Annotated in this window: 25 protein-coding genes; 22 read left to right on the top strand and 3 right to left on the bottom strand. The window is 65.4% G+C overall.

Features of this window, described 5'->3' with window-relative positions; all coding sequences use genetic code 11:
- Window positions 1–44: 44 nt before the first annotated feature.
- The 4 genes from ABE485_RS14275 (at window position 45) to msrQ (ending at window position 3466) form a co-directional block, all read left to right on the top strand.
- On the top strand, window positions 45–1007 hold the full coding sequence (locus ABE485_RS14275) for an RluA family pseudouridine synthase (protein ID WP_346515934.1): 963 nt from the start codon (window positions 45–47) through the stop codon (window positions 1005–1007).
- Between the two features lies 1 nt (window position 1008).
- Window positions 1009–1671: an HAD family hydrolase gene (locus ABE485_RS14270; RefSeq protein ID WP_346515933.1), complete on the top strand. Its 663-nt coding sequence runs from the start codon at window positions 1009–1011 to the stop codon at window positions 1669–1671.
- Between the two features lie 177 nt (window positions 1672–1848).
- Window positions 1849–2811, top strand: a complete 963-nt coding sequence (msrP, locus tag ABE485_RS14265) for a protein-methionine-sulfoxide reductase catalytic subunit MsrP (RefSeq protein ID WP_346515932.1) — start codon at window positions 1849–1851, stop codon at window positions 2809–2811.
- A 10-nt stretch (window positions 2812–2821) separates the two neighbouring features.
- Window positions 2822–3466 (top strand): protein-methionine-sulfoxide reductase heme-binding subunit MsrQ, encoded by a 645-nt coding sequence (gene msrQ / locus ABE485_RS14260; protein ID WP_346515931.1) that lies wholly within the window; start codon window positions 2822–2824, stop codon window positions 3464–3466.
- Window positions 3467–3485: 19 nt separating this feature from the next.
- Here the strand turns inward: msrQ and ABE485_RS14255 are convergent, their stop codons facing one another.
- The 3 genes from ABE485_RS14255 to ABE485_RS14245 are packed head-to-tail and all read right to left on the bottom strand — an operon-like array spanning window position 3486 to window position 5583.
- The gene (locus ABE485_RS14255) at window positions 3486–4271 is read right to left on the bottom strand and encodes an N-acetylmuramoyl-L-alanine amidase (protein WP_346515930.1); all 786 of its coding nucleotides are present in this window, start codon (window positions 4269–4271) and stop codon (window positions 3486–3488) included.
- A 2-nt stretch (window positions 4272–4273) separates the two neighbouring features.
- A complete protein-coding gene (locus tag ABE485_RS14250) occupies window positions 4274–4984 on the bottom strand; it encodes an SAM-dependent methyltransferase (protein ID WP_346515929.1) in 711 nt (236 codons plus the stop codon).
- Window positions 4981–5583, bottom strand: coding sequence for a Maf-like protein (locus tag ABE485_RS14245; RefSeq protein ID WP_346515928.1), 603 nt, complete (start codon window positions 5581–5583; stop codon window positions 4981–4983). The genes ABE485_RS14250 and ABE485_RS14245 overlap by 4 nt, the downstream gene beginning before the upstream one ends.
- A 198-nt stretch (window positions 5584–5781) precedes the next feature.
- Between ABE485_RS14245 and ABE485_RS14240 the strand changes: the two genes are divergently transcribed.
- The 18 genes from ABE485_RS14240 to ABE485_RS14155 all read left to right on the top strand — a co-directional run bounded on the left by ABE485_RS14240 (window position 5782) and on the right by ABE485_RS14155 (window position 22701).
- Window positions 5782–6414, top strand: coding sequence for a YceD family protein (locus ABE485_RS14240; RefSeq protein WP_346515986.1), 633 nt, complete (start codon window positions 5782–5784; stop codon window positions 6412–6414).
- A gap of 52 nt (window positions 6415–6466) precedes the next feature.
- Window positions 6467–6649, top strand: a complete 183-nt coding sequence (gene rpmF / locus ABE485_RS14235) for a 50S ribosomal protein L32 (protein WP_006223822.1) — start codon at window positions 6467–6469, stop codon at window positions 6647–6649.
- A gap of 59 nt (window positions 6650–6708) precedes the next feature.
- Complete coding sequence (plsX, locus tag ABE485_RS14230) at window positions 6709–7776, top strand: phosphate acyltransferase PlsX (protein WP_346515927.1); 1068 nt, start codon at window positions 6709–6711, stop codon at window positions 7774–7776.
- Window positions 7776–8762 carry a beta-ketoacyl-ACP synthase III gene (locus tag ABE485_RS14225; RefSeq protein WP_346515985.1) on the top strand — a complete coding sequence of 329 codons (987 nt, stop codon included), beginning with the start codon at window positions 7776–7778 and terminating at the stop codon, window positions 8760–8762. The genes plsX and ABE485_RS14225 overlap by 1 nt, the downstream gene beginning before the upstream one ends.
- Window positions 8763–8856: 94 nt before the next feature.
- Complete coding sequence (gene fabD / locus ABE485_RS14220; RefSeq protein WP_346515926.1) at window positions 8857–9792, top strand: ACP S-malonyltransferase; 936 nt, start codon at window positions 8857–8859, stop codon at window positions 9790–9792.
- A gap of 4 nt (window positions 9793–9796) precedes the next feature.
- The gene (gene fabG, locus ABE485_RS14215) at window positions 9797–10549 is read left to right on the top strand and encodes a 3-oxoacyl-ACP reductase FabG (RefSeq protein ID WP_346515925.1); all 753 of its coding nucleotides are present in this window, start codon (window positions 9797–9799) and stop codon (window positions 10547–10549) included.
- Window positions 10550–10760: 211 nt separating this feature from the next.
- Window positions 10761–11000, top strand: a complete 240-nt coding sequence (acpP, locus tag ABE485_RS14210) for an acyl carrier protein (RefSeq protein ID WP_003813816.1) — start codon at window positions 10761–10763, stop codon at window positions 10998–11000.
- 189 nt (window positions 11001–11189) lie between these two features.
- Complete coding sequence (fabF, locus tag ABE485_RS14205) at window positions 11190–12419, top strand: beta-ketoacyl-ACP synthase II (RefSeq protein WP_346515924.1); 1230 nt, start codon at window positions 11190–11192, stop codon at window positions 12417–12419.
- 492 nt (window positions 12420–12911) lie between these two features.
- Window positions 12912–13511 carry an RNA polymerase sigma factor RpoE gene (rpoE, locus tag ABE485_RS14200; protein ID WP_008161984.1) on the top strand — a complete coding sequence of 200 codons (600 nt, stop codon included), beginning with the start codon at window positions 12912–12914 and terminating at the stop codon, window positions 13509–13511.
- A 12-nt stretch (window positions 13512–13523) separates the two neighbouring features.
- Window positions 13524–14030, top strand: coding sequence for a sigma-E factor negative regulatory protein (locus ABE485_RS14195; RefSeq protein ID WP_346515923.1), 507 nt, complete (start codon window positions 13524–13526; stop codon window positions 14028–14030).
- A complete protein-coding gene (locus tag ABE485_RS14190) occupies window positions 14030–15118 on the top strand; it encodes a MucB/RseB C-terminal domain-containing protein (protein ID WP_346515922.1) in 1089 nt (362 codons plus the stop codon). Before ABE485_RS14195 ends, ABE485_RS14190 begins: the two co-directional genes overlap by 1 nt.
- A gap of 40 nt (window positions 15119–15158) precedes the next feature.
- A complete protein-coding gene (locus tag ABE485_RS14185) occupies window positions 15159–16649 on the top strand; it encodes a DegQ family serine endoprotease (protein ID WP_346515921.1) in 1491 nt (496 codons plus the stop codon).
- Window positions 16650–16840: 191 nt separating this feature from the next.
- A complete protein-coding gene (gene lepA / locus ABE485_RS14180; RefSeq protein WP_346515920.1) occupies window positions 16841–18634 on the top strand; it encodes a translation elongation factor 4 in 1794 nt (597 codons plus the stop codon).
- 24 nt (window positions 18635–18658) lie between these two features.
- Complete coding sequence (gene lepB / locus ABE485_RS14175) at window positions 18659–19543, top strand: signal peptidase I (RefSeq protein WP_346515919.1); 885 nt, start codon at window positions 18659–18661, stop codon at window positions 19541–19543.
- A 2-nt stretch (window positions 19544–19545) separates the two neighbouring features.
- Complete coding sequence (rnc, locus tag ABE485_RS14170) at window positions 19546–20307, top strand: ribonuclease III (protein ID WP_043518115.1); 762 nt, start codon at window positions 19546–19548, stop codon at window positions 20305–20307.
- The gene (era, locus tag ABE485_RS14165) at window positions 20304–21194 is read left to right on the top strand and encodes a GTPase Era (RefSeq protein ID WP_346515918.1); all 891 of its coding nucleotides are present in this window, start codon (window positions 20304–20306) and stop codon (window positions 21192–21194) included. The genes rnc and era overlap by 4 nt, the downstream gene beginning before the upstream one ends.
- Window positions 21187–21774 carry a DNA repair protein RecO gene (gene recO / locus ABE485_RS14160; protein WP_346515917.1) on the top strand — a complete coding sequence of 196 codons (588 nt, stop codon included), beginning with the start codon at window positions 21187–21189 and terminating at the stop codon, window positions 21772–21774. The genes era and recO overlap by 8 nt, the downstream gene beginning before the upstream one ends.
- 18 nt (window positions 21775–21792) lie before the next feature.
- Window positions 21793–22701, top strand: a complete 909-nt coding sequence (locus ABE485_RS14155; protein ID WP_346515916.1) for a LysR family transcriptional regulator — start codon at window positions 21793–21795, stop codon at window positions 22699–22701.
- Window positions 22702–22719 lie beyond the last annotated feature (18 nt).

Genomic DNA, 22719 nt, shown 5'->3' with positions numbered 1-22719 from the left:
GTTCAGCCCCTTAAGGCTGTCCCGATTATATGTCGCTTTCCGCAATGCGCAAAGAAACTTCCTCCCCTGAATCCGCCTCTAAAGCCACCCCCACCGTCCGAATGGTGGAAGTGGACGCCGAACATGCCGGCCAGCGCCTCGACAACTACCTCATGCGGCTTTGCAAGGGCGTCCCCAAAACGCACATCTACAAGGCCATCCGCGGTGGTGAGGTGCGCGTAAACAAGGGACGCATCTCGGCCGATTACCGCGTCGCGGAAGGCGACATCGTCCGCATTCCGCCGCTGCGCCTGCCCGATCCCGGCAAGCCCAAGCCTGTGCCGGGCGCGGAATTTCCCATCGTGTTCGAAGACGATGCGATGCTGGTGGTGGACAAGCCCGCCGGCGTGGCGGTCCATGGCGGCAGCGGCGTGTCGTTCGGCGTGATCGAGCAGTTGCGCGCTGCCCGTCCCGACGCCAAGTTCCTGGAACTGGTGCACCGGCTGGATCGCGAAACCTCCGGACTGCTGATGGTCGCCAAGAAACGCAGCGCGCTGCTGGCGCTGCACGCGATGCTGCGCGAGGGCAGGAGCGACAAGCACTACCTGGCGCTGGTCGAGGGCGATTGGGTCAACGACCGCCAGCACATCAAGCTGGCGCTGTCCAAATGGACCACGCAGACGGGCGAGCGCCGCGTCAAGGTGGACCGGGACGGCCAGGCTGCGCATACCATCGTCACGCTCAAGCAGCGGTTTGGCGGGTACAGTCTGGTGGACGCCGAACTGCGCACCGGCCGCACCCACCAGATCCGGGTGCACCTGGCCGCCAGCGGCTTTCCCATCGTGGGGGACGACAAATACGGCAGCGACGACGTGCGCGCGCAATTTGCGCGGCAAGGGTTCGGCCGGATGTTCCTGCACGCCCACAGCCTGACCCTGCCCCACCCCCTGACGGGCGAGGTCATGACCCTTACCGCCGAGCTGCCGCCCGCTTGCCGGAATATTCTGAAATCACTGGAGTCGGTCTGATATGTCGTATTCGCTGGTCGTCTTTGACTGGGATGGCACCCTCATGGATTCCACGCACAGCATCGTGGCTGCGATCCAGGGCGCCTGCCGCGACCTGGAACTGGCGGTGCCGTCGGCGTCCGACGCGAGCTGGGTGATCGGTCTGTCCCTGGAAAGCGCCCTGCGCCGGGCGGTGCCCGAACTCACCCAGGCGATGCTGCCGCGCTTTCTCGAACGCTACCGCACGCATTACCTCCTGCGGGATCCCGAACTGCGCCTGTTCGAAGGCGTGGAGGGGCTGTTGACGGAACTGGCGGGGCAGAATGTGCGGCTGGCGGTCGCCACGGGCAAGAGCCGGGTTGGCCTGACCCGCGCGCTGGCCGCCACCGGCCTGGGGCCGATGTTCGACGCCACCCGCACCGCCGACGAGACCTTCAGCAAGCCGCATCCCGCCATGCTGCACGAACTGATGCAAGAACTGGACGTGGATCCGGCCCGCGTGGTGATGGTCGGCGATACCTCGCACGATCTGCAGATGGCCTGCAATGCGGGCGTCCATGGCCTGGGCGTGACCTATGGCGCGCATACCCTGAAGGAGCTTCAGGGGTGTGCGCCGCAGGCGGTGCTCGACAGCGTGCCTTTGGTGCGCGAATGGCTGCTGCAGCGGGTCGGCGCCGGCGTCTAGGCAGGGCACCGACGTCCCGCGGGCGAGGAACGTCCGCCGGGCCAGACTGTCTATCGGATAACGACGGGCGCTTTCGCCATCGGGCCGGCGCCGCGGAATATCATTGGGTCGTCCAGCGTCCATGGGGTGCGCGGGGCGCGCTCATGGCGCCTTGGGGGCGCCATACCGGAGACGACGATGCTGATACGCAAGCCCGACGATTTTGTTCCGTCCGACATCACGCCCGAGGCCGTATGGCGTTCGCGGCGCGAGCTGATGCTGCGCGCGGGGCTGACGGCCGCCGCCGTGGGGCTGCCGGGGTGGGCGGCGCGCAGCGCCCGTGCCCAGGATGCGGGCGCGTTGCCGGGCAAGTCCAACGCGGCCTTCAGCGTGATGGACAAGCAGACCTCGCTTGCCGATGTCACGTCGTACAACAATTACTACGAGTTCGGCGTCGATAAGGGCGATCCCGCCGCCAATGCCGGCAAGTTGCAGACACGTCCGTGGTCCGTCGTCGTGGAGGGGGAAGTCGCAAAGCCGCGCGTCTTCACCATCGAGGAACTCCTCAAGCTGGCCCCCATGGAAGAGCGCGTCTACCGCCTGCGCTGCGTCGAAGGTTGGTCCATGGTCATTCCGTGGGTCGGTTACTCGCTGTCCGAGCTGCTCAAGCAGGTCGAACCCACCGGCAATGCCAAATATGTGGAATTCGTGACGGCCGTGCAGCGCGAAAATATGCCGGGCGTGCGCACGGCGATCCTGGAATGGCCCTACGTGGAAGGGTTGCGCATCGACGAGGCCATGCATCCGCTGGCGATGCTGGTGTTCGGCGTCTATGGCCGGGTCCTGCCCAACCAGAATGGCGCGCCGCTGAGGTTGGCCGTGCCCTGGAAGTACGGCTTCAAGTCGGCCAAATCCCTGGTGAAGATCCGCCTGGTGGAAAAGCCGCCGGTTTCGTCGTGGATCAAGGCGGCGCCGCAGGAATACGGCTTTTACGCCAACGTGAATCCCAATGTGCCCCATCCGCGCTGGAGCCAGGCCACCGAGCGCCGCATCGGCGAGGACGGTTTGTTCAGTCCCAAGCGCAAGACGCTCGTGTTCAACGGCTATGGCGACCAGGTGGCGTCGCTTTATCAGGGCATGGACCTGAAGGCGAACTACTGAGGCGCCGCCGATGTCCGCAAGTGCTCCCCAGGCGGCTTCGGCGCCGCGCAAAGCGCAGTGGTCGGCCAGGACGGTAGGGCGCTTCAAGCCGCTCCTGTTTTTGCTGGGGTTGGCGCCATTCGCGCGCTGGATCTGGTTGGGGATGAACAACGGCCTGACGGCGAATCCCGTGGAGTTCCTGACGCGGTCATCCGGGACCTGGACTCTGGTCTGCCTGCTGGTCACGCTGGCAATCACGCCTTTGCGCCGCCTGACCGGACAGCCGGCGCTGGTGCGGGTGCGGCGCATGTGCGGGCTCTTTGCGTTCTTCTACGCAAGCCTGCATTTCATGGCCTGGGTGTGGTGGGATCGGGGCTTCGATCCGGCGGAAATGTTGGGGGATCTCGGCGAACGCCCCTTCATCATGGTGGGATTTTCAGCCTTCGTCCTGATGGCGGCGCTGGCCGCCACCTCCACGCAGTGGGCCATGCGGCGCCTGGGCAAGCGCTGGCAGACGCTGCACCGCGCCATCTACGCGATCGGCCTGCTGGCGATCCTGCATTACTGGTGGCACAAGGCGGGCAAGAACGATCTGACGCAACCCGCGATATACGCCGCGGTACTGGCCTTGCTGCTGGGCTGGCGCGTGGCGGCGTGGTGGAGGCGTCGCCCCTAGGGGCGGCTTCCCGGCTGCGCTATAGCATTGCCAGCATGATGGCGGCCGTCTCCGCGTCGGGCTGGCCATCGTGCAGCGCCGGCCGGTAGTGCATCTGGAAGGCCGCCAGGGTGTTGATGGTGGCGCGGTCCAGCGTGCCGTCCTGCGGGCATGCATAGCCGAGCCGCTGCAGCTGTTTCTGGAACCAGGCGACATCCGGCGTGCCCTCCGCCTGCAGGCGCGCCAGGTGCTCGGCCGCGCCGGTTTCGTCGTACCAGCGGCCGATGCCCGCCGCTGCCAGCGCCTTCCAGGGAAAGAGCGGGCCGGGGTCCACCTTGCGCTGCGGCGCGATATCGCTGTGGCCCACGACGTTTTCCGGCGCGATGCCATGGCGCTGGATGATGTCGCGCAGCAGGATTGTCAGCGCGCGTATCTGCCGGTCGTTGTAAGCGTGCCATAGCGGCTTGCCGTCCGCGCCTTCCGTCCAGCCCGGATTGACGATTTCGATGCCGATCGAAGTGCTGTTCATGGCAATGTTGCCGTACCAGGAACTGGCCCCGGCGTGCCAGGCGGCGCGGTCCTCGTCGACCAGGCGGTAGGCGCGTCCGGCGTCGTTCACCAGGTAGTGGGCGCTGACCTTCCCCTTGGACAGCAGCTGCATCGACCGGGCGTCGTCCACGGTCGTGTAGTGCAGGACGATGGCGCGTACGCGGCTGCTCTGGCTGACCGCCTTGACCGAGGTGTCCAGGTCGAGGCCCGCGGGGCCCCGCGTGGCGCAGCCCGCAAGGGCCGCCGCGGCCAGCAGCGTGCAGATGAGGCGCAACATGATCAGCGGGCCAGGTAGAGGAACAGGGTGGGAAGCTTGTCCAGCTGGGGCGCCGGCAGCTTTTTCCAGTCGGCCACCGTGTGCGTGACGACCCATTCGTCGGCGGTCGTGACGGATCGAGCTACGCAGAGCTTCGTGTCGCCCTTCAGGGTCGCCACCAGCGTGGCGAACATGGCGGCGTTGCGGTAGGGCGTTTCGATCAGGAGCTGGGTCTGGTTGTGCCGGGCCGAATGCTGCTCCCAGGCGCGCAGTTGCTTGGCGCGTTCGGCGGGATCCACGGGCGCGTAGCCATGGAAGGCGAAGCGTTGCCCGTCCAGCCCGCTGGCCATGAGGCCCAGGAGGATGGAAGAGGGGCCGACCCAGGGCTTCACGGCGATGCCCAGGCGGTGTGCCGCGTCCACGACCTTGGCGCCGGGGTCGGCCACGGCAGGGCAGCCGGCCTCGGAAACCAGCCCGATCTCGGCGCCGTGCTTCACGGGTTCGAGCCAGGCCTTGATCTGCGCGGCGTCGGCTTTTTCGGTCAGCGTGTGTATCGTGATTTCCTGCAGCGGCCGGGTGGTGCCGATGAGCTTCAGGAAGGCGCGGGCCGTCTTGGCGTTCTCGGCGATGTAGGTGTCCAGCCTGCCGGCCAGTGCGCGGACCTCGGCCGGCAGCCAGCGTTCGGGCGGCGCGTCGCCGAGGCTCACGGGAATCAGGTGCAGGGCGCCGCTCATGCGGGGGCTCCAGGGGCATCCAGCGGATCCAGTCCGAATTTCGCGAGCATGCGCGTCAATTCGATCAGGGGCAGGCCTATGATGGCCGTGGGATCGTCGCTTTGGATGCTTTCCATCAGGGCAATGCCCAGGCTTTCCGCCTTGGCGCTGCCTGCGGTATCGTAAGGTTCCTCGGCGCGCAGATAGGCGTCGATGGCGTGATCCGGCAGTTGCCGGAAGCGGCAACGGGTGACGATATCGGCTTTTTCCACCCGTTGGCCGTCGGTAACCGCCAGGGCGCTGTGAAACTCCACAAGCTTGCCCGACAATGCGCGCAACTGCGCCTGGGCACGCGGGAAATCGCCTGGCTTGCCGATGGGCTCCCCATTTATGGTGGCCACCTGATCCGACCCGATGATGATGCAGCCAGGGTGATTTGCCGCCACCGCCATGGCCTTGGCCACGGACAGGCGCAAGGCCAGCGCCTCGGGGGTTTCGCCGGGTTGTGGCGTTTCGTCTACATCGGGGGAAATCGCGGCAAAGGGCAGTCGCAGGCGCGACAGCAGTTCTTTACGGTAACGAGAGCTGGACGCGAGGATCAGGCTAGGCTTCGAAGGCATGCGGCATTTGACGGTATTACGTAAGTCACAGTATTATCTAACGTTTTGCGGCATTTTTGCAGGAACATCAACATGACACCTAAGGGATTGCCTGGCGGCGCTAGCCGCGGTGCAGGCGGATCGGCAGGTGCAAAGACGGGTGGAACTGCGGATGGAACTGCGGGTAAAGCCGCGGCTACCGGGACTGCAACGCCTGTGGTGGAAACTGCGGCGGCAACGCCGGACAGCACTGCCAGTACAGATGTAAAGCGCATCGATGCCTTCGCATTTGCCCGCTTGGGCAAGCAGGCGCAGGGCGTCATTGCCCTGGTGCGGCTTGCGCGCGCGGTCGAAGGCTTGCCTGAACAGCCTGCGGGCGAGGCCGGTCTTGTGACTTGGTCCGTGCGCGGCGAAGAAGGCAAGATCGGCCTCTTGATGGGCCAGCCGCTTTTGCGTCTGCGTGTGCGGGCGAATCCGGTCGTGATCTGCCAGCGGTGCAATGCGCCGTTTGCGTATCCGGTCGACAGCGAAGTCCTGCTGCAGCTGGTCAAATCCGAAGACGACCTCGACGATGGGTATTCCGTTGCTGAACAAGGCGACGGCTACGACGAGGACGACGACGGCGAAGAAAGGGATTCTGTGGCCAACCTGCCTGAAAAGGTGGTGGGGTCGCATCATTTTGATCTGCTGGCCCAGATCGAAGATGAGCTCATTCTGAGCATTCCGTATGTGCCCAAGCATGATGTATGCCCGGGCGCGCAGGCCAAGGTCAGTGAAGCTCCTGAAGAGGAGCCCGCTGTCAAGCGTCCGTCGCCGTTTGCGGTGCTGGAACAACTGAAGCACAAAGATTGAGATCAACATCGGGCCGCTTCGCGTACAATGCGCCCCGTTTCTAGGAGTCATCATGGCCGTTCAACAAAACAAGAAGTCCCCCTCCAAGCGCGGTATGCACCGCTCGCACGATTTTCTGGTGAGCCCGTCCACCGCCATCGAGCCCAACACCGGTGAAACGCACCTGCGTCACCACATCAGCCCCAACGGCTTCTACCGCGGCCGCAAGGTCCTGAAGACCAAGGCCGACGAATAAGGCCCCCGGGCCGAACTCGTACTCGGACCAATTCGGCTGAGCGCTGATACCTGGCACCCGTGATACGCATCGCCATAGACTGTATGGGCGGAGACTTCGGTCTGCCCGTCACGATTCCGGCTGCGATCGAGTTCGCCCGGCAATTTCCGGATACCCGGCTATTGCTGGTCGGGCTTCCCGATGCTATCGAAGCGGCGCTCTCCGAGCACCGCAACGTGGCGCGCGATCGCCTTGAGATCGTGGCGGCTTCCGAAGTCGTCACCATGGACGACCCGGTCGAGGTCGCCCTGCGCCGCAAAAAAGACTCCTCCATGCGCCTCGCCGCCCAGTCCGTCAAGGACGGGCGCGCGGACGCCTGCGTTTCCGCGGGCAACACCGGCGCCTGGATGGCCATTTCACGTTATGTGCTCAAGACGCTGGACGGCATCGACCGGCCCGCGATCGCCACGTCCATTCCCAACCAGACGGGCCGCGCCACCACGGTGCTGGACCTCGGGGCAAATGTGGACTGCACGGCCGAGCACCTGCTGCAATTCGCCATCATGGGCGCCGCGCTGTCGCAGGCGGTGGACCATCGCGACAACCCCACCGTGGGCTTGCTCAACATTGGCGAAGAAGTCATCAAGGGCAACGAAGTCGTCAAGGAAGCCGCCGAGCTCCTGCGGGGCAGCCCGCTGAACTTCTACGGCAACGTGGAAGGCAATGACATCTTCAAGGGCACGGTCGACGTCGTCGTTTGCGACGGTTTCGTCGGCAATGTCGTGCTCAAGTCCGTCGAAGGGCTGGCGAAGATGCTTTCCAGCGTCATTCGCGAAGAGTTCAAACGCAATCTGATCACGCTGCTAGCCGGCGCGGTGGCCAAGCCGGTGCTGAACCGCCTGCGCCACCGGGTCGACAACCGGCGCTATAACGGCGCCGCATTGCTGGGCTTGCGTGGCGTGGTCATCAAGAGCCACGGTTCCGCGGACGTTTACGCCTTCGGTTTTGCGTTGCAACGAGCCCGCGAAGCCGTAGTGAGTAAACTGCTGGAGCGCACCGCTCAGACGGTCGCTCAAATTACCAAGCGCGTTCAATCAGGCGATCGCCCTTCGGCGGCGGCGCCAAACGTGGCTGGGGACACCGCTTGATGGATACCGCAATGAAATATTCCGTGATCGCGGGCACCGGCAGCTTCCTGCCGGAACGCGTGGTTTCGAATGATGAACTGGCTGCGGAACTGGCGACGCGCGACATCGCCACCTCCGATGAATGGATTGTCGAGCGCACGGGCATCCGGCAGCGCCACCTCGCCGACCGCGGGGTGACGACCAGCCAGCTGGCCACCGAGGCTTCGCGCCGCGCGTTGGCCGATGCCGGCGTCGATGCTTCCGAAGTCGACCTGATCGTGGTGGCCACGTCCACCCCGGATTTCGTGTTTCCCAGCACGGCGTGCCTGGTGCAGGCCAATCTCGGCGCCAAGGGTTCGGCCGCGTTCGACGTGCAGGCCGTCTGCAGCGGTTTCGTCTACGCGCTCACCACCGCCGACAGCTTCATCCGCGCCGGCCGCGCGCGTTGCGCCCTGGTGATCGGCGCCGAAGTGTTCTCCCGCATCCTCGACTGGAACGACCGCAGCACCTGCGTGCTGTTCGGCGACGGCGCCGGCGCGGTGGTGCTGAAGGCATCGGACAAGCCCGGCATCCTGGCCGCGCAACTGCATGCCGACGGCAGCCAGATGAAGATCCTGAGCGCGGCGGGCAACGTGGCCTATGGCGACGTGACCGGCGACCCGTTCCTGCGCATGGACGGCCAGGCCGTGTTCAAGCAGGCCGTGACCGTGCTGGACCGCTCCGCGCGCGACACGTGCGCCGAGGCCGGCGTGGACGTCGCCGATGTGGACTGGCTGATTCCGCACCAGGCCAACGTGCGCATCCTGAATTTCCTGGCGCGCAAACTGAGCGTGCCGGTCGAGAAGGTCGTCATCACGGTGGACAGCCACGCCAACACGTCGGCGGCCAGTGTGCCGCTGGCGCTTGACGCCGCGCGCCGCGACGGCCGCGTCAAGCCGGGCCAGCTCATCCTGATGCAAGGTGTAGGCGGCGGATTCACCTGGGGCTCGGTCCTGGCCCGCATGTAAAGGTTGGCCCCAGGCGAGGCGGCATGCGTGCCGCCCCGCCTGGAGAGCGCGCCTGCCGTTCCTCACAGACACTGAATCAATCCATACGCTAATCATGAAAATCGCTTTTGTCTTTCCTGGCCAGGGTTCTCAGGCAGTCGGCATGCTGGATGCGTGGTCGGACGTGGCCGCGGTCACCGACACCGTCGCGCGCGCGTCGCAGGCGCTGGGGCAGGACCTGGGCGCGCTGATCGCGCAGGGGCCCGCTGAACAGCTCAACCTGACCACCAACACCCAACCGGCCATGCTGACCGCCGGCGTCGCGTTCTACGCGGCGTGGTGCGCGGCGGGTGGCCGCAAGCCTGACGTCGTGGCCGGCCACAGCCTGGGCGAGTACGCCGCGCTGACCGCCGCCGGTTCGCTGGCGCTCGAGGACGCCGTGCGTCTGGTGCGCGTGCGCGCCGATGCCATGCAGGCTGCCGTGCCCGTGGGCACCGGCGCCATGGCCGCGATCCTGGGCCTGGACGACGATGCCGTGCGCGCCGCCTGCGCGGCAGCCGCGCAAGGCGAAGTGGTCGAGGCCGTCAATTTCAACGCGCCCGCGCAGGTCGTCATCGCCGGCCACAAGGCTGCCGTCGAGCGCGCCTGCGAATTGGCCAAGGCCGCGGGCGCCAAGCGCGCGCTGCTGCTGCCGGTGTCCGCGCCGTTCCATTCCAGCCTGCTCAAGCCCGCAGCCGATGTGCTGGCCGGCGCGCTTGCCGCGGTGGCCGTTGCGGCGCCGCAGGTACAGGTCATCAACAACGTCGACGTGGCATCTCCCACGGAACCCGGGGCAATCCGGGATGCGCTGGTGCGCCAGGCATGGCATCCTGTGCGCTGGGTTGAAACCCTGCGCGCCATGAAGGCGCAAGGCGTCACGCATGTCATCGAATGCGGCCCCGGCAAGGTGCTGGCCGGCCTGACCAAGCGCATCGACCCCGAACTTACCGGCCTGGCCATCACTGATCCGGCGTCGCTCGAAGCCGCGCTGGCCGCCGTTAACGGAAACTGAACACATGGATAACACCTCGATCGAACTGCAGGGCAAGATCGCGCTCGTGACCGGCGCCACGCGCGGCATTGGCCGCGCCATTGCCCAGGAACTGGCCGCCCGCGGCGCCACGGTGGTCGGCACCGCCACCTCCGAATCCGGCGCGGCCGGCATCACCGAAGCGCTGGCCCCGTTTGGCGGCCGTGGCGTGGTGCTCGACGTCACCAACGCCGAAGCCTGCGATGCGCTGATCGACGCGCTGGGCAAGGAAGGCGGCGGCCCGCACATCCTCGTCAATAACGCGGGCATCACCCGTGATACGCTGGCGATGCGCATGAAGGACGACGATTGGTCGGCCGTGATCGACACCAATCTGGCGTCGGTCTTCCGTCTGTCGCGCGCCGTTTTGCGCAGCATGATGAAGGCGCGTTGGGGACGGATCATCAACGTGACTTCCGTCGTGGGCTCCAGCGGCAACGCCGGGCAAGCCAACTACGCCGCCGCCAAGGCGGGCGTGGCGGGCATGTCGCGCGCGCTGGCGCGCGAGCTGGGCAGCCGCAACATCACCGTCAACTGCGTTGCGCCGGGTTTCATCGACACGGACATGACGCGCGCGCTGGGTGAAAACCAGACCGCCGCGTTGCTGCAGCAGATTCCGCTTGGCCGTCTGGGTTCGCCCTCGGACATCGCCCACGCCGTGGCATTTTTGTCCGGGCCGCAGGCGGGTTACATTACCGGCACCACCCTGCACGTCAACGGCGGGATGTATATGCAATAAATCACGAATCGCGCGTGACGGCTTGCGCCGTCACGTTGTCGCCGGCCAGCCGGCGGCGCAGCGCGCGATTCACCGGAAACGCCGCACACGGACATCCTGCGCCCCTCTCGGCGACAGAACTGGTGCGCGGTGTTATTTTTGTCACGGTCAGGCGTTGCATCGCTCCGCGCTTGGCTATAATTCGCGGGATTTTTCCCAATTGGAGATCTGCATGGAAAGCATCGAACAGCGCGTCAAGAAGATCGTCGCTGAACAACTTGGCGTCAACGAAGCCGAGATCAAGAACGAATCCTCCTTCCTTGACGACCTCGGTGCCGATTCGCTCGACATGGTCGAACTGGTCATGGCCCTCGAAGACGAATTCGAGACCGAGATCCCCGACGAAGAGGCCGAAAAGATCACGACCGTGCAACAAGCGATTGACTACATCAATTCGCACGGTAAGCAGTAAGCTCAGCCTATATCGTTCTGGTTGCCCGAGCCTGACCTCGGCCAACCGGGAATCGGGGCGGTTTCAGGAATTTGCCGTGTGGTCCACCTGCGGGATGGGGCGTCGTAATGCCTCACTCGCTTTCGTGTGGTCCACACGCGCAGTGCATCCCGAAAACCGCCTTTCTTTTGTCTGTTTGAGGAGTCATCCGTGAAGCGACGTGTCGTCATCACCGGCCTGGGTATCGTTTCCCCCGTAGGAAATGATCTGACCACCGCTTGGGACAATATCGTCAACGGACGTTCTGGCATCAGCCGTATCACCCGTTTCGATCCCTCGGCCATCACCACCCACATTGCCGGCGAAGTCAAAGACTTCGACATCAGCACCTACGTTTCGGCCAAGGAAGCCCGCCAGATGGATACGTTCATCCATTACGGCCTGGCTGCCGGGATGCAGGCATGGCGCGATTGCGGCCTGGAAGTCACCGAAGCCAATGCCGAGCGCATCGGCGTGATCGTGGGCTCCGGCATCGGCGGCCTGCCGCGCATCGAAGAAACCCAGGTTGAATACCTGGCCAAGGGACCTCGGCGCATTTCGCCGTTCTTCGTCCCGGGTTCGCTGATCAACCTGATTTCCGGCCATCTGTCGATCACCTACGGCATGAAGGGCCCCAGCTACGCCGTGGTGTCGGCTTGCACCACGGGCCTGCATTGCATCGGCGATGCGGCGCGCCTGATCGAATACGGCGATGCCGACGTGATGGTCGCCGGTGGCGCCGAATCGACCGTTTCGCCGCTGGGCATTGGCGGCTTTGCCGCGATGCGCGCCTTGTCGACCCGCAACGATGATCCTCAGACGGCGTCGCGTCCCTGGGATCGCGACCGCGACGGCTTCGTCCTGGGCGAAGGCGCGGGCGTGCTGGTGCTGGAAGAATACGAGCATGCCAAGAAGCGCGGCGCGCGCATCTACGGCGAACTCGCCGGCTACGGCATGAGCTCGGACGCTCACCACATCACGGCTCCGGACAAGGACGGCCCGCGCCGCGGCGTCATGAACGCCCTGCGTAACGGCGGCCTGAACCCCGAAGACATCCAGTACGTCAATGCGCACGGCACGTCGACGCCCCTGGGCGACAAGAACGAAACCGATGCGCTGAAGCTGGCGTTTGGCGATCACGCCAAGAAGCTGGTGGTCAATTCGACCAAGTCGATGACCGGCCACTTGCTGGGCGCCGCGGGCGGCATCGAAGCCGTGTTCACGACCCTGGCCGTGTACAACCAGGTTTCGCCTCCGACGATCAACATCTTCAATCAAGATCCGGAATGCGATCTGGATTACTGCGCCAACGAGGCGCGGCAGATGAAGATCGAAGTCGGCCTGTCCAACTCGTTCGGCTTTGGCGGCACCAACGGCTCGATGGCCGTTCGCCGGGTCTGATTTGGAAGGCTCGGTCGGGGAGCGTTGGTCGTTTCGCGTACCTGTCTCCCAGCCCGGAAGCGCGTCCGCGCTCTTCGGGCTGGCGCTGGCCGCGGCCAGCGCCAGCGCGATGACAGCGGCCTCCTGGCATGGGCAGGCCTGGATGGCGGCGGCGTTGCTTGCGCTTCTGTTCGTGCTGGCCGGCCTGTTACACTCGGCACGGAGCACCCCGTCCCCGGTAACGGCGCTACGCACCGCAACCGGGACTGGCCGCTGGCAGGTGCGCCGGCCGCAAGGCTGGCAAGATGCGCTGCTGGTGGACCAGCAGCGGGGCCCTGCCTGGCTGACGCTCACTTTGCAGCCCTTGCCCACCGGGAGTACGGCCTTTACCACTAGCAAAATCACTCTCACCGTCTGGCGGCAGACGCTGCGACCCGAATCCTGGCGGCGCCTGCGCCTGCTCGCGGATGCGGCGCGGCGCGCGCGTCCGGCGCTCCGTCCGCAGGAGGCCTCATGAGCGAGCGTGAAGTCGACGCCGAGCTCGTCGCGCGCGTCCAGCGGGGCGACAAAAAGGCGTTCGATCTACTGGTGCTCAAGTACCAGCGCAAGATCCTGCGCCTGCTCGCCCGGATGATCCGCGATCCCGCCGAGATCGAGGACGTCGCCCAGGAAGCCTTCATCAAGGCCTACCGTGCCTTGCCCCAGTTCCGGGGGGAAAGCGCCTTCTACACCTGGCTATACCGCATTGCCATCAATACGGCCCGGAATTGGCTCGCCTCCCAGGGGCGGCGCCCCAGCGCGCCAAATGCGATAGAAACGGAAGATGGTGAAACTTTTAACGAAACCGACAACCTAACCGATATAAGCACGCCGGAATCCATGGTTGCCAGCCGCGAAATCGCCGAGACGGTGAACGCGGCCATTGAGGAATTGCCTGAAGAATTGCGCACCGCAATTGTCCTGCGTGAAATCGAAGGTATGAGTTACGAAGACATCGCCCAGAGCATGGATTGCCCGATTGGTACGGTGCGCTCCCGCATTTTTCGTGCGCGCGAAGCCATTGCCACCAAGTTGCGTCCATTGCTCGACACCGATGTCGAGCGTCGCTGGTAAGGAGTGGCAGTCATGCAAACAGCAGCCAAATCCGTTGAGATCGCCGAGTCCTCCTGGGAGGAATCGGTCTCCGCCTGGATGGACGGAGAGGATTCCGACGATATTCTTCCCAGTCTGTTGTCCAAAGAGGGACGTCAGACCTGGGACACCTATCATCTGATCGGTGATTCCCTGCGTAATTCCGACCTGGCGCTGACGCCCAGCGCGGCCTTCCAGGCCCGGCTGGCACGGGCGCTGGACGCGGAATTGCCCATCGTAGCGGCGCCCCGGCGCCGCTCGCCTTTGCGCATGGGTCTGTCCGGCCTGGCCGTGGCGGCGGCAGTCGCGACGGTCGCCTGGGTGGCGCAGCCGTATGTAACGGGTGTGCCCGCCACTGAAGTACGCGTGCTGGCCGACGCCAGCTCCCCGGCTGCGGCCTCCGACGATTCGGGCTTGCGCGACTACCTGGAGGCCCATCGCCAGATGGCGGGTCCCAGCGCGGTGCGGCAGGTGTCGTTCGAAGCCGGAGCGGGACGTTGATGGCGCTTGTGCTTCCGTCTCGCTGGCCGGTGCTGGGACGCGCTGCCTCATGGCAGGCGCACCGTGCCGGCTGGTTCGCTGCAACGCTCCTGGCTGCTTTCCTGGCCGCGCATGAACCCGCCGCGGCCGCGGGCGCCACGCCGGCAGGCCAGACAGACGATGTCGTGCAACTGCTTTCCCGCATCCAGCAGGCGGCGCGCAAGCAGGACTACGCCGGCGTCTTCATGTACCAGCAAGGCGAGATGATCCAGTCGTCGCGCCTCGTGCACGTGCTGGACGGCACGGGCGAGCGCGAACGCCTCGAGATCCTCGACGGCCAGCCCCGCGAATACCTGCGCCACAACGACGACGTGCAGTGCCTGATTCCCGAGCGCAAGACCGTCCTGGTCGAACGCCGCCGCGGCGACCGTTTTCCGGGCCTGCTGCTGGGCGATCCGGCCAATCTGTCCGAGCACTACAAGATCCGCACCGAGCCAGCCCTGCATCGCGTGGCCGGCCGCGAATGCCGCCTGATCACCATCGAACCGCTGGATAAACTGCGCTACGGGTACCGCCTGTGCGCGGACGTCGAGACCAACCTCCTGCTGAAGGCCCAGACCCTGAATGCCTCGCGGGGCGTGGTCGAGCAGGTGTCCTTCACCTCGCTGCGGCTGGGGTCGGAAGTGGATCCGCAATCGCTGTCCTCGCGCTGGAACACGCGCGACTGGAAGGTGCTCGAGCCTAGCATGAAGCCCGTGGACCTTGCGGCGCAGGGGTGGCGCATTCCGGCGCCCAAGGGATTCAAGGCGATCATGCAGGTGGCGCGCTCCATGGGGCGCGGCTCGCCCGTGAGCCAGATGGTGCTGTCCGACGGCCTTGCCGCGATTTCCGTGTTCATCGAACCCTACGACAACCAGCGCGGCCATCCTCCGCCGCATGGCGCGGCCCAGCGGGGCGCGATCAATGTCTACGGCGCGCGCATCGCGGATTTCTGGCTGACGGCGGTGGGCGAAGTCCCCGCGGCCACGCTGGAGCAGCTTGCGCAAGCCACTGAGTACGTGCCTCCCGCACCCGCGGCAGCCGCACCGGCGGAGGCAGGATCCAAGTGATCCTGCCCGTCCGCAAGCAGTAATTTCGGAGTCACCACTTATGAAAGCAATGACGGTCTCGAACGCTACTTTCCGGCGCTTTGTCGCGGCTGTCGCGGCGGGTGTGATGCTGTCCGCCGCCTACGTTCCGGTATCTGCCGCGCAGACGCCGCCCGCGGCGGTCGGCCTGCCCGACTTTACGGCCATCGTTGAAAAGGCCGATCCCGCGGTCGTCAACATCCGCACCACGGCCACGGTGCCGGTGCGGGGCGGCGGCACCGGTCCTGGCGGCAGCGACCCCTACGAACTGTTCCGCTGGTTCTTCGGGCCGGAGTTCCAGCCCCCGGGCGGCGGCCAGCCGTCGCCCAATCCGCGCCAGCGCCCGCAGCCTTCCCAGCCGGAAGAGCGCACGGTGCCGCGCGGCGTCGGTTCAGGATTCTTCATTTCCTCCGACGGCTACATCCTGACCAACAACCACGTGGTGGTGGATGCGACGGACATCTATGTCACCCTGACCGACGGGCGCGAGTTCAAGGCCAAGGTCATCGGCACCGACGAACGCACGGACGTGGCGCTCATCAAGATCGAAGCCAAGGACATGACCCCGCTGGTCATCGGCGACCCCAAGAAGCTGAAGAAAGGGCAGTGGGTGCTGGCCATCGGTTCGCCGTTCGGCCTGGATTCGACGGTGACGTCGGGCATCGTCAGCGCCATCGGCCGGGACACCGGCGAATACCTGCCGTTCATCCAGACCGACGTCGCGGTCAATCCCGGCAATTCGGGCGGTCCGCTGATCAACCTGGACGGCGAGGCCGTGGGCATCAATTCGCAGATCATTTCGCGCAGCGGCGGCTTCATGGGCATCTCGCTGGCCATTCCGATCGACGAGGCGATGCGCGTGGTGGATCAGCTGCGCACCACAGGCAAGGTCACCCGCGGCCGCGTCGGCGTGCAGATCGGCGAAGTCGGCAAGGACGTGGCCGAAGCCATCGGCCTGCCCAAGGCCGAGGGTGCGCTGGTCAGCAGCGTGGAAGCCGAAGGTCCGGCCGAGCAGGCGGGCGTGCAGCCGGGCGACGTGATCCTCAAGTTCAACAATGAGCCGATCAAGCGCTGGTCCGACCTTCCCCGCATCGTGGGCGAGACCAAGCCGGGCACCCGCGCCGACATGGAAGTCTGGCGCAAGGGCAAGAGCATGACACTGTCGGTCAAGGTGGGCGAGATCCCCGCCGAGAAGACGGCCGCGGCCGGCAAGAAGGCGGCGCCCGTGCCCGAGGTCACCAATGCGCTGGGCCTGAGCGTGGTGGATGTGCCCGCCGACGTCCAGAAGAAGCTGCGCATCAAGGGCGGCGTGCAGGTGAAGGTCGCCGAGGGCGCGGCCGGGAAGGCGGGCCTGCAGGAAGGCGACATTGTGTTGGCTCTGAACGACACCGACGTCACCGGCGCCAAGCAGTTCGGAGAACTCGTCGGCAAGCTCGACAAGACCCGTTCGGCCGGCCTGCTGGTGCGCCGCGGAGACCAGACGCAGTGGGTGGCGGTGCCGGCGTCGAAGTGATCGGAGCCTTCGGGCAAATAAAATGGCCCAAGACCAGCTAAAATGGCTGGTTGCCACAAGAGGGGGCGCCAGGCGCCCCCTCGTTTTTGTCCGGGCCCAGCCCGTCAGCGCCCTACACGCCGGCCGTGTGTACTCCGGCGGCGGTGTCATCCGGCAGTGTGCCGACCGTTCCGTCCCTTATAAATTCAAGCATGCAGCATATCCGCAACTTCTCCATCATTGCCCACATCGATCACGGCAAGTCGACCCTGGCCGATCGCCTGATCCAGCGCTGCGGCGGGCTGGCGGATCGCGAAATGTCTGCGCAGGTCCTCGATTCCATGGAAATCGAGCGCGAGCGCGGCATCACCATCAAGGCCCAGACGGCTGCCCTGCATTACAAGGCGCAGGACGGCAAGATCTACAACCTGAACCTGATCGACACCCCGGGGCACGTGGACTTCTCGTATGAGGTCAGCCGTTCCCTGTCCGCGTGCGAAGGCGCGCTGCTGGTGGTGGACGCGTCGCAGGGCGTGGAAGCGCAGACGGTGGCCAACTGCTACACCGCCATCGAACTGGGCGTGGAAGTCGTGCCGGTGCTGAACAAGATGGATCTGCCGCAAGCCGATCCGGAAGGCGCGCGCCAGGAAGTCGAGGACGTGATCGGCATCGACGCCACGGACGCCGTGCTGGCCAGCGCCAAGACCGGCATGGGCATCGACGAGATCCTGGAGACCATTGTCGCCAAGGTCCCGGCCCCCAAGGGCGATCCCGAGGCGCCGCTGCAGGCGCTGATCATCGACTCGTGGTTCGACAACTACGTGGGCGTGGTCATGCTGGTGCGCATCATCAACGGCGTGCTCAAGCCCAAGGACAAGATCCTGCTGATGGCGTCCGGCGCCACCCACCTGTGCGAGCAGACCGGCGTGTTCACGCCGAAGTCGCAGCAGCGCCCGCACCTGTCGGCGGGCGAGGTGGGCTTCATCATCGCCGGCATCAAGCAGCTGGAAGACGCCAAGGTCGGCGACACGGTCACGCTCGCCAACAAGCCCGCGGCCAGTCCGCTGCCCGGCTTCAAGGAAGTCAAGCCGCAGGTGTTCGCCGGCCTGTATCCGGTGGAAAGTTCCGAATACGATCAACTGCGCGACTCGCTCGAAAAGCTCAAGCTCAACGACGCGGCGCTGATGTTCGAGCCCGAAGTCTCGCAGGCGCTGGGCTTTGGCTTCCGCTGCGGCTTCCTGGGCCTCTTGCACATGGAAATCGTGCAGGAGCGCCTCGAGCGCGAATTCGACATGGACATCATCACCACCGCGCCGTCGGTGGTGTACGAGGTCGAGCAGCGCGATGGTTCCGTGATCACCGTGGAAAGCCCCTCGCGCATGCCCGAGATCGGCAAGATCCAGGATATCCGCGAGCCCATCGTGAAGGTCACGCTGTTCATGCCGCAGGACTACGTGGGTCCGGTCATGACGCTGTGCAACAACAAGCGCGGCGTGCAGGTCAACATGAGCTACCACGGCCGCCAGGTCCACCTCGTGTACGAAATCCCGCTCGCCGAGATCGTGCTGGACTTCTTCGACAAGCTGAAGTCGGTGTCGCGCGGCTATGCCTCGATGGACTACGAATTCCTGGAATACCGCTCGGCGGACGTGGTGCGCGTGGACCTGCTGATCAACAACGACCGCGTCGATGCGCTGGCCGTCATTGTCCACCGCAGCAATGCGCGCCACCGCGCCCGCGACGTCGTCACCCGCATGCGCGGCCTGATCCCGCGCCAGATGTTCGACGTCGTGATCCAGGCGGCCATCGGCGCCGAGATCATCGCGCGTGAAAACGTGAAGGCGCTGCGCAAGAACGTGCTGGCCAAGTGCTACGGCGGCGACATCTCGCGCAAGAAGAAGCTGCTGGAAAAGCAGAAGGCTGGCAAGAAGCGCATGAAGCAGGTGGGCAGCGTGGAAATCCCGCAGGAGGCGTTCCTGGCCATCCTGCAAGTGGAAGACAAATAGAACCAAAAAGAAGGCGGTTAGCTGATGAGTTGGAACTTTGCCCTGATCTTGTTTGTTCTGCTGGTCGTGACCGGCATTATCTGGGTGCTTGATCTGGCGGTGCTGCGCAAGGGGCGCGAGCGCCGCGCGCAGGCCGTGATGGCGCAGTACGACGCCGCTTTGGTCGGCGATGCCCAGGAGGCCGAACGCCTGCGCCGCGAAGCCGGCGACGCCGCGCGGCGCGTGCCGTGGTGGATCGAATACGCGGTCAGCTTCTTCCCCGTCATCCTGTTCGTGTTCATGCTGCGTTCGTTCGTGGTGGAGCCGTTCCGTATTCCGTCGGGGTCGATGCTGCCCACGCTGCAGTCGGGCGACCTGATCCTGGTGAACAAGTTCAGCTATGGCCTGCGCCTGCCGGTGATCGACAAGAAGATCATCCCCGTGGGCTCGCCGCAGCGCGGCGATGTCTTCGTCTTCCGCTATCCGGTGGATCCGGACGTCGACTACATCAAGCGCGTGGTGGGCCTGCCCGGCGACGAAATCGCCTACCTGGACAAAAAACTGTACGTGAACGGCGAATTGGTGCCGCATGTGCGCGACGGCGACTATTTCGAGCCGGATCGGGTTTCCTATATTGCCCAATATAAAGAGAAGTTGGGCGACGTTGAGCACAAGATCCTGCTGGATGAGGGCAAGCCGCAGGAATATTCCCCGATGTGGCAATTTCCCAACCGCCAAAACTGCCAATACAGCCGCAATGGGGTACGCTGCAAAGTACCCGAAGGGAATTTTTTCGCCATGGGCGATAATCGGGATAACAGCGCGGACAGCCGGTACTGGGGCTTCGTACCTGAATCCAATATCGTCGGCCGCGCCTTCTTCATCTGGATGAACTTCAGCGATCTCAGCCGTATCGGCCGATTCAACTGATTATGTCGCTAGCCACGCTAGAAAACCGCCTGGACCACCACTTCGGTGATCCGGCCTTGCTTGAACAGGCCCTGACGCATCGCAGCCATGGTGCGCGCCATAACGAGCGGCTGGAATTCCTTGGGGATTCCGTGCTGAACTTCGTCGTGGCGGCGATGCTGTTCGAACGCTATTCAAAAATCGACGAAGGCGATCTGTCGCGCCTGCGGGCCAATCTGGTCAAGCAGGCGTCATTGGCGGATATCGCCCAGCGCCTGGAACTGTCGCAGTATCTGCGGCTGGGCGAAGGCGAACTCAAGAGCGGGGGCTTTCGCCGCCCGTCCATCCTGGCCGACACCGTCGAAGCAATCTTCGGCGCGGTCTTCCTGGATGCCGGCTTCGATGCCGCCCGTCGCGTGATCGTGCGCCAGTACCAGCCGGTGCTGGCCTCGGTGGATCCCAAGACCCTGGGCAAGGACGCCAAGACCTTGCTGCAGGAATTCCTGCAGGGCCGCAAGCTGGCCCTGCCGCTGTATACGGTGGTGGCCACGCACGGCGCGGCCCACAGCCAGCAGTTCGAAGTCGAATGCGCCATTCCGGCGCTCGATATCAAGGTGATGGCGCCCGGCGCCAGCCGCCGCGCCGCCGAACAGTCGGCGGCCAAGCTGGCGCTGGAGGCCGCGCTGGCCGTCAGCCCGGCAACCAAGGCTGCCCGCAAGTCGGGCAAGGCGCGCAAAACCGCGCAATTGTCGCTGCCCGTGGCAGTGGCTCAAGAGACTAAATGAGCGATACCCCTTTTCGTACCGGCTTCGTTGCCATCGTCGGCCGTCCCAATGTGGGCAAGTCCACGCTGACGAACGCCCTGATCGGTTCCAAGATCTCCATTGTGTCGCGCAAGGCGCAGACCACTCGCCACCGTATCCACGGCGTGCTGACGCGCGAGCACGAACAGTTCGTATTCGTCGACACGCCCGGCTTCCAGACCCGCCACGGCGGCGCGATGAATCGCATGATGAACCGCGTCGTCACGCAGGCCCTGGCCGACGTCGACGTGGTGGTGCACGTGGTTGAAGCCGGCAAGTGGTCCGAAGGGGACGCCAAGCTGCTGCCGTTGCTGCCCAATCCGGAACGCACGATCCTGGTCGTCTCCAAGATCGATGCGCTGAAGAACCGCGACGACCTGTTCGCTTTCGTTTCCAAGATCATGGCGTTGCATCCGTTCGGCGCCGTGGTGCCGGTCAGCGCCACGAAGAACCAGCAGCTGGACCAGTTGCTGGAAGAAATCGCGTCGCGCCTGCCGGAAGGCGAGCCGATGTTCGAAGAGGACACGCTGACCGACCGCCCCATGCGCTTCATCGCCGCCGAACTCGTGCGCGAGAAGATCTTCCGCCTGGTTGGCGACGAACTGCCCTACGGTTGCACCGTCGTCATCGAACAGTGGGAAGAGACTGCCAAGGGCGCCAGCATCAACGCCTGCGTGGTGGTCGAGCGCGACAGCCACAAGCCCATCCTCCTGGGCACGGGCGGCATGCACATGAAGCGTATCGCCACGGAGGCGCGGCAGGACATTGCCAAGCTGCTGGACAAGCCGGTGCACCTGGAGGTCTACATCAAGGTGCGCAAGGGCTGGTCCGACCGCGAGGGTGCGCTGCGCGACCTGGGATATGAGTAGAAGGGCGCCTCGCGTCCAGGATCGCCCGGGATTCATGCTGCACGCCACGGCGTGGCGTGAAACTTCCCTGATTGTTCAGACCTTCTCGCGCGATCATGGCTGCGTGGCCATGGTCGCCAAGGGCGCCAAGCGCCCGTATTCCGTCCTGCGTCCCGTGCTGTCCGCCTTCCAGCCGCTGCTGCTGTCCTGGACAGGCAACGGCGAAGTCAAGACGCTGACGCGCGCCGAGATCGCCGGCATCCGCCCGCTTGCTGGTTCGGCCCTGATGTCGGCGTGGTACATGAACGAACTGCTGCTGCGGCTGCTTCCGCGCGAAGACGCGCATCCGCTGCTGTTCGACGCCTACGACATGGCCCTGCAGCAATTGTCCGGCGGCACCCGCGCGGCCGGCGCACTGCGCCGCTTCGAATGGACCTTGCTGCGCGAGACGGGCTATGGGGTGGACGAGGCGCCTCCCGATTTCGACGATCCCGTGATCGAGCCCGCGCTGCGCACCGATCTGCGCGCGCGTCTGGCCGAGAACCTGGCAGGCCGCCCGCTGTCGACGCGGCGTGTGCTGCTGGACCTGCAGCGCATCTGAATTCCCGACAGGCGGCCCATGACCTTTACGCTCAAGCAGGTCGAGACCTTCCGCACTGTCTACGAAACGGAAAGCGTGACGGCCGCCGCCCGGCGGCTGGATGTGTCGCCCGCCACCGTCAGCGCCACGCTGGCCGCGCTGGAGGCCAGCATCGAGCTGCGACTGTTCGAACGGGTGCGCCAGCGCATGCAGCGCACGCCCGAGGCCACGCTGCTGTACGAGGAAATCCGCCGGCTGAATGTCGGCCTGGAAAGCCTGGGCCGCAAGATCCGCGCGATCCGCGGCGCGGACCAGCCGCGGCTGCGCATCGGCTGCATCCATGCCTACAGCGGCGCCATCGTCAGCGATGCCATCTCGCGCTTTCGCGCGCGCTATCCCGACACGCCGCTTTATCTGCAGATCCGCGATTCCAATACCCTTCGCGACATGGTCGTGTCGGGCGAGCTGGACCTGGCGGCGGTCGCCGACGAATCCGAACTGGAAGGCCTGCGCGGGCACCGGCTGGCCAGCCTGCGCGCGGTGGCCGTGTTTCCGGCCGGGCATGCGCTGGCGCGCCTGGAGTCAGTGGATTTCGCGCATCTGGCGGATGCGGATGTGATTGCCCTGAACGCCGAGGACGGCTCGCGCAAGCGCCTGGATGCCTTGCTGCGCCAGGCGGGCCTTAGCCTCAGGGTGGCGATAGAAACGCCGTACTCCAGCACCGTCTGCCAGCTGGCGCTGGCCGGGCACGGTGTCGGCATCGCCAACCCCGCGACGGCGCTGGGCATGGAGGCGGCGGGGCTGTGCTACCGCCCGCTGGCGGCGCCCGTGCATTTCGAATGCCACATGATCCTGCATGGCACCCGGCCGTTGTCCGAAGCCGGCAAGTTCTGGGCGACGTGCCTGCGCGGGGCGCTGGCGCCGCTGGTCGAGCGCTTCGGCGTGTAGGTCCCGCGAGGCTCGTCG

The organism is Achromobacter spanius, assembly GCF_039673305.1.
Classification (GTDB): Bacteria; Pseudomonadota; Gammaproteobacteria; order Burkholderiales; family Burkholderiaceae_B; genus Achromobacter; species Achromobacter spanius_F.
The sequence above is the reverse complement of the archived record's forward strand: the minus strand, read 5'-3'. Positions and strand labels throughout refer to the sequence as shown.

Coding starts and splice junctions, on each gene's coding strand:
- ABE485_RS14275 (WP_346515934.1), top strand. CDS start 45: ATGCGCAAAGAAACTTCCTCCCCTGAATCCGCCTCTAAAGCCACCCCC.
- ABE485_RS14270 (WP_346515933.1), top strand. CDS start 1,009: ATGTCGTATTCGCTGGTCGTCTTTGACTGGGATGGCACCCTCATGGAT.
- msrP (WP_346515932.1), top strand. CDS start 1,849: ATGCTGATACGCAAGCCCGACGATTTTGTTCCGTCCGACATCACGCCC.
- msrQ (WP_346515931.1), top strand. CDS start 2,822: ATGTCCGCAAGTGCTCCCCAGGCGGCTTCGGCGCCGCGCAAAGCGCAG.
- ABE485_RS14255 (WP_346515930.1), bottom strand. CDS start 4,271: ATGTTGCGCCTCATCTGCACGCTGCTGGCCGCGGCGGCCCTTGCGGGC.
- ABE485_RS14250 (WP_346515929.1), bottom strand. CDS start 4,984: ATGAGCGGCGCCCTGCACCTGATTCCCGTGAGCCTCGGCGACGCGCCG.
- ABE485_RS14245 (WP_346515928.1), bottom strand. CDS start 5,583: ATGCCTTCGAAGCCTAGCCTGATCCTCGCGTCCAGCTCTCGTTACCGT.
- rpmF (WP_006223822.1), top strand. CDS start 6,467: ATGGCCGTTCAACAAAACAAGAAGTCCCCCTCCAAGCGCGGTATGCAC.
- ABE485_RS14225 (WP_346515985.1), top strand. CDS start 7,776: ATGGATACCGCAATGAAATATTCCGTGATCGCGGGCACCGGCAGCTTC.
- fabD (WP_346515926.1), top strand. CDS start 8,857: ATGAAAATCGCTTTTGTCTTTCCTGGCCAGGGTTCTCAGGCAGTCGGC.
- fabG (WP_346515925.1), top strand. CDS start 9,797: ATGGATAACACCTCGATCGAACTGCAGGGCAAGATCGCGCTCGTGACC.
- acpP (WP_003813816.1), top strand. CDS start 10,761: ATGGAAAGCATCGAACAGCGCGTCAAGAAGATCGTCGCTGAACAACTT.
- rpoE (WP_008161984.1), top strand. CDS start 12,912: ATGAGCGAGCGTGAAGTCGACGCCGAGCTCGTCGCGCGCGTCCAGCGG.
- ABE485_RS14195 (WP_346515923.1), top strand. CDS start 13,524: ATGCAAACAGCAGCCAAATCCGTTGAGATCGCCGAGTCCTCCTGGGAG.
- ABE485_RS14190 (WP_346515922.1), top strand. CDS start 14,030: ATGGCGCTTGTGCTTCCGTCTCGCTGGCCGGTGCTGGGACGCGCTGCC.
- ABE485_RS14185 (WP_346515921.1), top strand. CDS start 15,159: ATGAAAGCAATGACGGTCTCGAACGCTACTTTCCGGCGCTTTGTCGCG.
- lepA (WP_346515920.1), top strand. CDS start 16,841: ATGCAGCATATCCGCAACTTCTCCATCATTGCCCACATCGATCACGGC.
- lepB (WP_346515919.1), top strand. CDS start 18,659: ATGAGTTGGAACTTTGCCCTGATCTTGTTTGTTCTGCTGGTCGTGACC.
- rnc (WP_043518115.1), top strand. CDS start 19,546: ATGTCGCTAGCCACGCTAGAAAACCGCCTGGACCACCACTTCGGTGAT.
- era (WP_346515918.1), top strand. CDS start 20,304: ATGAGCGATACCCCTTTTCGTACCGGCTTCGTTGCCATCGTCGGCCGT.
- recO (WP_346515917.1), top strand. CDS start 21,187: ATGAGTAGAAGGGCGCCTCGCGTCCAGGATCGCCCGGGATTCATGCTG.
- ABE485_RS14155 (WP_346515916.1), top strand. CDS start 21,793: ATGACCTTTACGCTCAAGCAGGTCGAGACCTTCCGCACTGTCTACGAA.